The organism is Thermococcus sp. JCM 11816, from assembly GCF_055396515.1.
Map to the genome: position 1 here is coordinate 2,010,771 of NZ_AP043741.1, position 11,535 is coordinate 2,022,305.

At 51.5% G+C, this 11,535-nt stretch carries 8 protein-coding genes; all 8 read right to left on the reverse strand.

The features are described from left to right. Positions 1-64 precede the first annotated feature (64 nt). The 8 genes from ACZ5TN_RS11270 to ACZ5TN_RS11305 all read right to left on the reverse strand — a co-directional run bounded on the left by ACZ5TN_RS11270 (position 65) and on the right by ACZ5TN_RS11305 (position 11,508). Complete coding sequence (locus ACZ5TN_RS11270; RefSeq protein ID WP_464916753.1) at positions 65-1,210, reverse strand: ATP-NAD kinase family protein; 1,146 nt, start codon at positions 1,208-1,210, stop codon at positions 65-67. Positions 1,211-1,255: 45 nt separating this feature from the next. After that, positions 1,256-2,704: a potassium channel family protein gene (locus ACZ5TN_RS11275; RefSeq protein ID WP_464916754.1), complete on the reverse strand. Its 1,449-nt coding sequence runs from the start codon at positions 2,702-2,704 to the stop codon at positions 1,256-1,258. 76 nt (positions 2,705-2,780) lie between these two features. Continuing rightward, positions 2,781-4,109 carry a CoA-disulfide reductase gene (cdr, locus tag ACZ5TN_RS11280; protein WP_464917641.1) on the reverse strand — a complete coding sequence of 443 codons (1,329 nt, stop codon included), beginning with the start codon at positions 4,107-4,109 and terminating at the stop codon, positions 2,781-2,783. 64 nt (positions 4,110-4,173) lie between these two features. Further along, the gene (locus ACZ5TN_RS11285) at positions 4,174-5,241 is read right to left on the reverse strand and encodes a DUF1464 family protein (RefSeq protein WP_464916755.1); all 1,068 of its coding nucleotides are present in this window, start codon (positions 5,239-5,241) and stop codon (positions 4,174-4,176) included. Further along, complete coding sequence (locus ACZ5TN_RS11290) at positions 5,241-6,413, reverse strand: 60S ribosomal export protein NMD3 (protein ID WP_464917642.1); 1,173 nt, start codon at positions 6,411-6,413, stop codon at positions 5,241-5,243. Before ACZ5TN_RS11290 ends, ACZ5TN_RS11285 begins: the two co-directional genes overlap by 1 nt. A gap of 45 nt (positions 6,414-6,458) precedes the next feature. Beyond that, positions 6,459-6,758 (reverse strand): DUF424 domain-containing protein, encoded by a 300-nt coding sequence (locus tag ACZ5TN_RS11295; protein ID WP_011250247.1) that lies wholly within the window; start codon positions 6,756-6,758, stop codon positions 6,459-6,461. 43 nt (positions 6,759-6,801) lie between these two features. Continuing rightward, the gene (locus tag ACZ5TN_RS11300; RefSeq protein ID WP_464916756.1) at positions 6,802-10,137 is read right to left on the reverse strand and encodes a C1 family peptidase; all 3,336 of its coding nucleotides are present in this window, start codon (positions 10,135-10,137) and stop codon (positions 6,802-6,804) included. A 291-nt stretch (positions 10,138-10,428) separates the two neighbouring features. Beyond that, entirely contained in the window at positions 10,429-11,508 is a 1,080-nt protein-coding gene (locus tag ACZ5TN_RS11305) for a hypothetical protein (RefSeq protein ID WP_464916757.1), read from the reverse strand. Between the last annotated feature and the right edge of the window lie 27 nt (positions 11,509-11,535).

The window sequence follows — 11,535 nt, forward strand, 5'->3', positions numbered from 1 at the left end:
CGTGAGAATTTTAATCAAGAGGGACTCATATTCTCAAACACATTCCAGCAAGAAAATTAAAATGTCAGATAACCTTTACCATCTTCTCCATCCAGGGGGAGACCCTGACCCTGATGTAGCCCCTGAGTTTTTCATCAACCTCTTTATCTCCCGTGTACACACGGATAACTCCGTTTTCCACCTTCGATGGAGTAGCAACGACGATGATGTTCTCCTTCGGAATCCTTCTCAAAACCTCAGCGGAGAACTGCTGGTTCCCCCTGCCGAAGAGGAAGTTGAGACCGCCTATCACCGTAACGACTATCCTCGGGTTTTTATCGACAAAGCGTAGGAGGTCTTTTTCAGCCGCGTCCTTCACGAGGAGCCTGGCCTTTCCTTCTTTCACCTCAACAACGTCAACCCCGAGCAGTGTCCCGTTTATTCCCAGCCTGTCCTTTATTCTTTTTATAGTCGAACCTGCCCCGAGAAAGTAGATTCCGTCCTCGTCCAAAATCTCCTCAGCCACCGCATCTGCTATGGCCTCAAGGGTCTCGCTCTCATCGACTTTCTGCGGCTCCTTTGCCCCCTGGACAAGCAGCTCAACGACGGGCGTCAGGGCCTTCCCGTAGTGCTTTGGCCTGACCTCATCCCTCCTATATGCGTCTTCGTCGAGGTCCATGACGTCCCTCTCTTCGAGCCTGGCCCTCCCTCTAGCGAACTCGACGAGAACTCTGGCGGCACTTTCAGGCGAGGCCGCGAAAACACCGGAGAACATCTTCACGCCAGTGGGCACGCCTAGGATTGGGACTTTTTTGCCAAGGACGGAATGAACGTCCCTCGCAGTGCCGTCACCGCCGGCGAAGACTATTATATCAACTTTTTCGAGCATTTCACGGGCGAGAATTTTCGTGTCATCCGAAGTGGTGTCCGGGATTTTCACTCCTTCAATCTCACGGTAGCCAATCTCCCTGTGCCTGATTACATCAAAGACGAACCCAAACTCTCTAAGGTAGTCCTCCCCCAGAGGGCCGGGCCCTGTTAGAAATTCAAAACTCTCAGCCTCCTTGTAGTGCTTCAGCTCACTCAGGAAGAGGCGGGCAACTTCAGGAGCTACCGGCCTCGCTCCCCTCCTTATCGCCTCATCAACAACGCCGTCGGTTCCCTTCAGAGCCACTCTACCGCCCATTCCGGCTATCGGATTGACTATGAACCCAACTCTGAGCTTCCTCATTTCTACCCCCGATAAAGGTAGAGGGATGTGTGCTTAAAGCTTGCCCTACCTCATGTACTTCCTAGCGAAGACCGTGAGGAAGACCGCCCACATGAACATTCCAAAGAGTGCCTCGACGGACGCTATAATTCTGCCAACGCCGAAGGGATGGTAGTCGCCGTAGCCGAGGGTTGTGGCAGTAACGATGCTGAAGTACTCGTAGTCGAGGAAGCTGAGAGAGCTTGAGAGGCCCTCAACACTCTTTGTAGCCCAGAACAGTAGGGGAAAAATGACGTTAACGGCTCCCAGCCAGAGGAGAATGGGTCTTTTCCAGTCCGTTCCATATTTGCAGGTTAGATCTGCGAAGAGCCATTCAAACCAAACCTCTGCTGTGTTGATGATCCTTTTCAACCCCTTTTTCCTCGACTGGAGCTTGGCCTTTCTCTTCGCCAGCATCTCAAGGTAGTAGTACTCGTCAGCCCTGTCAAAGTCTCCACTCTTTTCCCAGCTCGTCCTCGCGAGACGGTAGAAAAGTTCCTCCGCACGGGGATTGTTGAACCTACAGTCCTCTACTATAATGAAACCACCCACTTCAAGCTCTATCGGAAGGTTGGGAAGAACTGTCATGCCCCAAGTAGAGTCGGTGTGGATCGAGGTGCCCCTTAGCACTAGGTTACTCTCAACTTTGACGTGGACGAACTCCGGGGAGACCAGGTAGCTCTTCCGGATTTCAATGTGGCCAAAAACCTCGAGGTTCTCAAGGTGCAGCCTGCCATGAAAACCTGCAACGGTAAGCCTCACCCTTCTCTTATAGCGAGGGGACACGTCAAAGGAGACATCCCTTATTATCAGATTCCGCGCCCTAACGCTCCGCTCCTTGCTTTCTGATACGTTTATCCCGTGTTCCTTAAGGATCTCCCTGAGGAGCGGGTAGCGGGTGTTTATTCCTATCCTCCTAACGCCTGTAAGGTTTGAAATCTCTATGTTGCCGACAATCCTCTCGGTCTCCCCATAGGCTTTCTCTTCACCGACTTCCCCCTTGGGCGTGTAGCGCGTCGAGTTTATCATAAGGTACCTAACTTCCGAGTCTCTTATCGAGATGTGACTTGAAAACTCCGTCCTAAGAATGTTGAGACCGAAAACCGTGGAATTTTTTACAAGAATCGTCTCAAGGGTGCTTTCAAAAATAACAACTCTCTCAACTTTTGAGTCAATCAGGATAAGACCCCTAACCGAGGAGGCATCCATGATGAGGTTTGTAACCCGCGAGTTTTTGAAAACAAGAACTTTTTCAGTTGTGAAGTCCCTTATCGCTACATCGTAGAGATCAACGCCCTCAAAATATGTCTGGCCAACTTTCAACCTTTTCTCAAAGGCCTCTTTCTTGATCTCTTTCAGTCTCTCACCGTATACGGCCTCTCCCTCTTCCCTAGGGATGTGGAGGGCACAGTACTTTGAGCCTTCCAGCGGTTTCAGCCTGCACTTTTTCCCGTTCTCGTAGGTGTACTCGCACATCACAGAAAAACCAGCACCTCCCACTTTAAAGCTTTCCACTTCATACTGCCGTACAAAAGAGAAGCAAAAAGGAAATTCAGAACTTGAGGACCCTGGCAAGGACTATAAGCGGGTCCCAGACCGGCGCAAAGGGCGGTGCGTACGCTAAATCCGTGAAGAAGACGTCCTTAGTGGTGAAGCCCGCCGTAATCATTGCCGCCGCTGTATCAATTCTCGGAAGAATATCTCCTCCAACTGCCTGAACTCCAAGGAGCCTGTTGGTTTCGTTGTCAACGACACCCTTGAGCCATATAGTCTTTGAGCCAGGATAGTAGTGGGGCCTCGTTCCCGCCTTTATAAAGGCCGTCCTGACGTCGTAGCCCTCTTTCATCGCTTCCGCCTCGGTGAGACCAGTCTTTCCAATCTCAAGGTCGAGGAACTTGGTTATGCTTGTGCCAAGAACTCCTGGGAAGTGAATCTCCTTTCCAGCGATGTTGCTTCCAGCCACGTAGCCCATCTTGTTTCCTGCTGGAGCGAGGGGCATCCATACGCGCCTCCCCGTTATCAGGTGCTTCGTCTCGGCAACGTCTCCAGCGGCATAGACGTTCTCGACGCTCGTCTGCATCCTGTCATTTGTCCATATGGCACCGGTCTCACCTATTCTGACGCCGAGCCCTCTGGCAAGTTCGGTGTTGGGCTTTATTCCCGTCGCCACTATCACGAGGTCGGCTGGATACTCGCCGGCATCGGTAACAACCTTCTCAACCCTTTCCTTTCCTTCAATCCTGAGCGTGACCTCTTCAAGGCGGAGGTTGAGGTGGTTTCTGAGCTTTTCCTCAACTATATCGGTTATCTCCTTGTCGAAGGTCTTCCTGAGGACTCTCTCGCTCCTTCCGATGAGTGTAACGTTCTTGCCCCTCTCGACGAAGGCCTCGGCCATCTCAATGGCTATGTAACCGGTTCCAATAACGACGACGTTTTCGACGGGGTTTTTCTCAAGGTACTCGGTTATTGCAACGGCATCTGGCGGCAGGTCTGCCGTGAAGACTCCAGGCAGGTCGATGCCCTCAATTGCGGGAACCTGGGGTGAGGCGCCGTTGGCGAAGACGAGGTAGTCCCACTCGTAGGTCTTCTCGCCATCCTCCTCCCTCACTCTAACACTGCCCTGATCAACCTCGATTACCTCGGCCTTCAGGTGAAGGTCTATGCCGCGCTTCTTGATGAAGACCTCGGGGGGATAGTGCATGAGCTTCTCCTTGGGCGAGATGCCCTCAACAACGTAGGGGATTCCGCATGGGGCGTGGCTGACCCACTCCGTCGCCTCGAAGACCTTGACGTCCCATTCTGGCTTCAACCTCTTGACGCGCGAGGCGGTACTCATCCCAGCGGCTCCACCACCTATAACAACGACCGTCTTTCTCTCCATCACCATCACCGGGAAAGGTTCAAAACCTTTGGTTAAAAATGTTGGTGGACAGAAAAGAGAAACCTTAAAGGGCCAGAGGGAGCTTCACCCAGTCTAGAACGCTTCCATAGCTCTTCTTTATCTCAACGTGCTCAACGAGTTCCTTGAACTGGCCCCCTGCCAGACCGTCTCCGATTATCGCGCTTCCCTGGGCGGCCTCCTTCGCCTTGCCCTCAAGGCCCCTCTGCTTGACCACTGGGAGGTCAAAGTGCTCCTCGAAGAGGTCTTCAACGTCTTTTCTAAGCTCGTCTATGCGCATCAGCCTGCCGGAGAGGATTATTTCCCTCGCATCTCCAACGACCGCCAGCTCGCTTGCAACCGCCTTTACAAAGCCGTCCTTCATGGCCTCCCAGGCCTTCGCAAAGGGCTCTTCATCAAGCCTCTTGGCGAACTCTTCTGGAGGGAGTATCTTTTCGGCCGCTATTACGCTCGCCCCGCCCCAGAAGAGATGCCACTTCTTTATGCTGCCCATCAGATAGGCAACCTCGCCGTCGAGGGCCCCACTGTTCACATAGGCCGGCCCCGGGAAAATTGTACCACCGATGCCGTCCACAATCTTTCCGTCTTTGACCGCTCCGGCGTAGTTGTAGCCAAAGCCGACCTCAAGGAGAACGAAGGAGACATCGGCGTAATCGATACCGAGCCTCTTTGCCTGGTCGTAGATTCCAAGGACAGTTATGGCCATCTTGTCGGCTGTTCCCATGTCAATCTTGTTGTACTTCCTCCACTCCGGAACCGTCGGGAGGTGTATAACTCCTGGAATGAACCACACGTTCATGCCCTTCTCGGCCATCTGGCTTACCATCTCTTGGAGGCCAATAAGGACTGGGATTTCCTTCATCTCCTCCTCCCTAACTAGGGTCATCTCAAAGCGGTCTCTATCGGTGAGCTCGCTTATGTGCTTGAGCGGGACGCCGTAGCCGCTCGGCCCGATGATTATGTCCGCGTTGAACTCCTCAATGGCTTTCACTATCCTTCCAGGATCCTCTGCAACGACCTCGCTCGGATAGCTGAGGTCGAGCTTTATCCTCCCATCTTCAAGCCCTATCACGTCGAAGCTCTTGGTTCCGGGGTCGACGCCTATAACCCTCATTACTCCCCCTCCTTTCTTCCACGGATGTAGCGCTTCCCCTTTACAGAGACAACTCTGTAAACATCGCCCTCGGTAAGCTCAACTCCTGGCTTTTCAATTTCGTAGGTCTCATAGCTCTCCATATCCATGAGCTGGACTTCGTCCCTCCCTATGCTCGTAACCATCGCCTCGCTCTCCTCGTGCTCGACTGTATCAACTCCCTCCCTGCTGAGGGTCTTCCAGTCCTTGTGCTCGCTCTCCCCCGTGGAGAGATTGCGCAGGGTCATGCCCTTGCCGTCAACCCTCTCGACTTCGTAAACGGTTCCCCGCCTGTCTGTGACTATATCTCCTCTCTGGAACTTGGGTATTCTGACGCTGACGCTCGTCCTGTAAACCTCTCTGCTCGTCTGCCTGTCCATGCCCACTAGCTCGTAGGCCTCGCTTATCTTTCCACCGAAGCGCTCCTTTATGGCCTGGGCCAGCTTCCTCGCGGCACTGGTTGATCCCATATAGAAGTCCAGCCCTTCCTCCTTCTCTATCGTGTCCTGTATGAACCCCATCCTGTCCTTGCGCATTATCTCATCCACTTTCTCCTCGACGAGCTTTCCGATGGCCTTTCTTTCTTCCTCCGTTAGAGGTCTGTCCTCTGCCCTGACCTGAAGTATCGCCTCAAAATAACCACCGAGGAACTTCTGACAGCGCGGGCAGACGGTCTGGCGAACGTATACTGTAACTTTCTTCCGCTCATCGTGCAGCTCTCGCTGAAGCTCGTGGGTTCTGGCCTTAACGCGGACTTCGTACGTTATTATCGCAGGGAAGTACTCTATATGGTAGTCAACCGGCTCAAAGGCAACAACTGCCCTGCCGAGGGGGATTTCCTCAGTTTCTTCTAGCTCCTCAGGTGATACGACCTCGTACTCGCGGATTTTGTCGCTGAAGGAATCCTCAAGGGCTTCAAGCAGGGCGTTTTCGGCAACCTCAAAGATGAGCTCCTCAAGTTCATAGCTGTGGGGGTCAACCCACACTCCCCTCTTCTTGTAGCTCCCGCAGTTCTGACAGAGCTCCGTGTTTATTTCGTTCTCGATAAGAAGGACGGGATTTTCCTTCCGGTAGCACACCTGACAGAGACCCTCAATGAGGGGCCCACCTTCTCTCTCGCTTATCCCACATCTATAACAAAAGCGCTCGCTCACAGCTCTCACCGGAGAGAGTGCCAGAAGAGAAGTTAAAAACCTAACTCAGAAGAAGAGCCTCGCCATTTGGGCGTGGGGGACACCCTGGATTCTCAGGACTCTTTCAGGATCAACGTACCCAAGCTCTATAGCCTTTGAGACGCAGCGTTCTCCGGTGAGGTTTGCTATCGTTGCCTCGTCCAAAAGCTCCTTCAGGCGATCTTCCTCGACGAGTTCGCCCCTATAAAAGCGCTCCTTGACTTCAAGCTTCAGCTCCCCTTCTCTAAACGTCTTTCCAAGCAGCTCCTCGTCGCAGGCGGCGAGAAGAACCTCCCCCTGAACGCGATAGACCTTCACATATATCATTTGACCACCGGGAGAAAAGGAAGAAAAGAGGGTTAAAAAGGTTTCAGCCCTGGGCCTCAAGCTCCTCGATGGCTTCAAGGAGCAGCTTCACCGCCTTCATCTCGTTGAGGTACGCCAGGCGCAGTGGTCTTATGAGTCTCGGGTCGCTGAGGTACGCGAGTATGTTGCCGTCGGTGATCTCAATGGCCTCTTCGTAGTACTTCTCGGCCTCCTTGTGGAGCTCTAGGGCCTTCTGGAGGGTTTCGTTGTCCACACCGAGTTCGAGGGCCTTCTGGTAGGTCTCGTTGAACTCCTCGTGGTATATGTTGTACCAGCGGTAGCCGAGGAAGTTGAGGGTCGTGATGGAGATGCCGCTCTCTGATGGTACAGTTACTTCCTTTGTTCCCTGCGCCACAATGATCGGGTCCTCTTTGAGTACTACGAATATAACATTGCCCTCCTTGTAATAGTAACCGAGTGAGTTGCTCTTGTTTGTGGTAAGCTGAACCTTCTGCCCGTTCTTTATAACATAGACCTTGCTTATGTTGACATCCCTGAGAGCCACCACTGCCACACCGTTCTCGCCAATGCTAACGTTTGCTGTTATGGTCACGGAGTATACCTTCTTGTTGCCTTTGGTATCTACAGGGGTTGTCTTCGTCGAAACTTCAGTCAACGTTGCGTTCCAGCCGGCAACCAGGGTGGCGTTGCTGCCTCCGGCTACAACGGTGTCAACGGAGGAGGCGTTCACAACGACTGCGGGTATGTTGTTCACAACTGGGATCTCAACGGTGAACTCGCCGGAGGAGGTGGAAACGTTAGCAACGATGGTGTTGTTCTCGGCCGTCACGTTGGCGCTTCCGCCGACGACGCCGATGGTAACGTTGGTCTCGTTGTTTACGATAACCTCGGTTACCTTGGCGCTTGTGTGGACGACGAATAACCTGGTGGCAATTCCATATGCCCCAGTCGTGTCGTTTGCAATCACAGTTAGTTTGTACTCTCCATTGGTTAGGTTAGTGAGGGTAGCAACGTAGAGTGATCCGCTTGCCGTCAGGTTCAGGGGCTTCCCATTGAGGTAGGCCTTAACGTTTGTCACGGTGGCGTACGGGTCGGTAACGTTAACAACTACCTCAACGGTTGAGGTGTTGTAAACTGTGTTAACTGGGGATAGGATGTCAACCGTTGGGCCTTCGATGGTAACTGTTCTGGTCGGAAGAGCGACCTCCTTACCATTCGGGTAAACGACGACGACTGTGTAGTTGTATGTTCCAGCAGGGAGCTTAAGCTTCTGGTCTATTTCCGTACCGTAGAAGTAGTAGCCACCGTTCTCCTCGCTGAGCTGGTACTCCTTTCCGTCAATGCTGACGTAGGCGCCCTTGAGCGGGACGAGGCTGAGCACGTCAACGCTGAAGTTGCCGAAGTTTATTGTTGAGCTATTTGAAAGTGTGAGGCTTCCGTACTGCACTATCGGAACCTCGATGGGGATAACTTTCCATCCGCCGTCGGGAATGGTTCCATTGGTTATATCAGCCGAGGCGAGAAGCATGTAGTCGCCGGTCGGGCCCTGGTAGAGAAGTGTGAAATTGTAGATTTCACCTGTTATGTTGTCTGGGATTATATCGCTTACGTTTGTGTAGATAGTCATGTAAGTTGGCGCATCACCCGTTTCTTCCATGTAATAAGCTAACCCTTCACCAAGCCCACTTACGTCGAATGCCATCGGGCTGTTCGGGAACGGGTGAGCCTGTGGAAGTTTCCGATAAAGGAGAGTACGGTTGTTGGCAAGGTACGGAATGACGTTTTCAGGGAGGTAATCATGGTAGAAGTCCAAAAAGTTCATGCCCCACACTGGAGTTCCATTTACTTCTGCAACTATCGGGATACCAGCTTCGTGAACTGGCATATACGTGCTTGGATCGTAGGTCCCATCAATGACCTCTCCTCTTAAGGGGTGAGCTATGCCGACGACGCTCATGAGCTTCGGCTGGTAGTTGGCCGCCTTAGGAACGTATACCCATGCCAGTTGGAACGATTCCTCTCCAAACCGAATGTCCTCGTAGCTCATGTAGAAGTATCCCCCATCTCCCCAGTTCTGGCCCCAAGAGTTCGCTATCCTAACAACGCCATATCCGTCTGCGGTTTTGACTCTGTCATCGTAGCCCACGATGGTTACAGCGTGGCCACCTTTAATTAACGAATATGTCCTTCCATACTTGACCTCAATGTACTTGGACCAAACTTCCCACCAGCCGGTTTCCTTGGTGAAGTCATAAAACGCTTTGGTCTCAGTGTAGGGCATAAAGGTCTGCTTCAGACCCTGTATGAAGGTCTCGTTGCTCAAATATGTCTCGTTGACCCACTGATAATAGGTCTCGTTGTTCGTCGCAGTGGCGACGTAACTTGCCCAGTAATCAAGGGCCTGCAGTATCTCATCCGCGCTGTCAAAGATATTGACCGCATCGAATGGAAAGCTTACCCCATAAGCATACTGCACAACGTAACCGGCAGCGAGCAGTTGCTTGAGGTACTGCCACTGGGTGTCGTTGGACAGGTCTATTATGTACCACTGACCCGGAACTTGGTACTCATACAATGAGGCCTGCCACATGTAGTCGTTACCGCTGTTACGCGGTGCTATCATCCACTGGGTGATGTTGGGCCACCTGGAGATAGCTTCGTTGTACCACTCGTAATAGAGAGTGTAATTTGTAAGGGTACCATTTGTAAATGCTTCCTTTGGAGGATATGTATAGAGTGGAAACGCGTCCAGTGGAACGGCACCGACTGTAGATATAAGGGTCATGGCATCCCAGGGGTTACTTCCTTCATCAACGCCACCGTTAATCAGGTTGTAGGTAAAGCTCGGGTTCATGATGACGTCTGGCGTGCGAGGATATGGATTGTCCCTCCACCAGTTCATCATGTACGTCCAGACGTAGTAGGTTGAACTCCAGGCGTTGCACGAGCCAATGTAACCTTGATCCCCTATAGGTGGGAGATACAGATTGTTGAACACCATTGGCGGAAGAGACAAACCTGAGGACACCTTGTATCCTGTGGTAGAGGGCAATATTGCCATTGTTTCCCTACCCGGATAGTACGGAGCGTTCATTAGAGCCTCTTTAAAGGCAGACTCTGTTAGGGGCTTAAATTTTATGCCCGTAATTTTCGAGTATTCCTCTGGCGAAACCCATCTAAGTCCCGTTTTATATGAGCTAAGAAGCAGACTCTTGTCAAGTGTGTCCTCTAGTGTCCTTATCACACTGTGATTCTCTGGAGAGTTCTGAGCTGCCAGCGTCCCCGGAAGCACTGCTGGCACTACCGACAGCACCATTACTGCCACGATTAGCAGGCTCAACACCTTTCGATTCATAGCAACACCTCCGTTGTTTGGCATTGGAAACTAGATGTCAGCAGTGATATAAAGATTTCGCCGAGAGTAAACGCATCTTATCACTAATGGTGAATATAGGGCATTGGGGGTAGATAATCATCAAAAGAGTCCACACTACGCAGGATAGTCATTGGTCACTAAACCGCAAAGACAGAGTGAGTCCGAGACATATGCGGGTATTATTGGTTTAGCTCTAACAAACAAAGATTAGCGTTGGATTAACTTCAACCGGATCACTTCGGCGATAGCATTGCTTTTCCTTCTCAAAAGCCTCGTCCCTAGGGCAGAAAAGAATCAGCTTGAACCTGTTCTGGGTGTGGTCCTCGTCCCGATAATGGTCAGCCTCAAATCCTGGAAAATCAACGCTCCAATGATAAACATCAGGATGAGCGCGTCTATTCCAGAATCGAGGGCATATATCATGAGGGAACAGACAAAGACAAAGGTTTCATGCTCCCTTTCGCTCTCTCTAAGGAAGAGGCCGAGGAGAAACGCCTCAAGAAGACCAAATATGCCAAAATCAGCCACCGCTTGACCGAAAAAGAAGTACGTGTAGTTAGTTGATGCGCCAAAGAGCTGTGAGACCAGGGCTCTGGGGCCTTCACTGAAGAGAACCGAGCCGTGAAAATAACCCCAGGGAAGGGAGATGCTAACTAAGTTGTGGAAAACCAGAAACGTAAATCCAATTCTTACAAGCAGAGCAGAGATGCTCCCGCTCATGATGAGCACCATTCCAAGGAGTGCCGAGCCAAAAATTACAACATGCCATTTTCTTTCACGACTCAGAGTGTAGTCCAGCAGATACGGGATGTATCCGAGGAGAAGCAGGGAGCGGAAAGTCCCGAGAAAGTATACGACAGAATAAGCCAAGAGAAAGAGTGTTTTTGCTCTGGTGGAAAACTTCGAGTATGTTAGCCCCCCTGCTCCCAATAGGGCGAAAAGGACGAGGGGACCAACGATTTTGTACCTGAGTCCCCACTGGAAAAGGGGAATGCCCATGCTTAAGTAAAAGATGATGGGGCCGAGAATTGAGATCCAGAGGGCCAAAGTGGAGAACTTTTCAAAGACGTCAATCTTGAGATAGTATCCAATTACGGCCACAAATGCGATTAAAAATGCATTCGGGAAGTCGTGAAGGGAGAGTATGAGAAACAGTGCAATGAGGAATGATGGTGGAAGCTGAAGTCCCGAAAGATAGCCCGCGGCAAACGCCATAAAAAAAACCAGGGCAACTAAGAAACCAAGCAAGACGGATGAGGGCTCAAAGCCCCTCTGATAGACAACGGCGCGAAGGTCTTCATCCAAATAATTGGAGTAGAGTGCAAGAAATAGATATCCAAAAAAAGCAAGGCCAAATATTTTTAACCCCCTCACAACACCACCAGTAAAAGCTGATGGCTG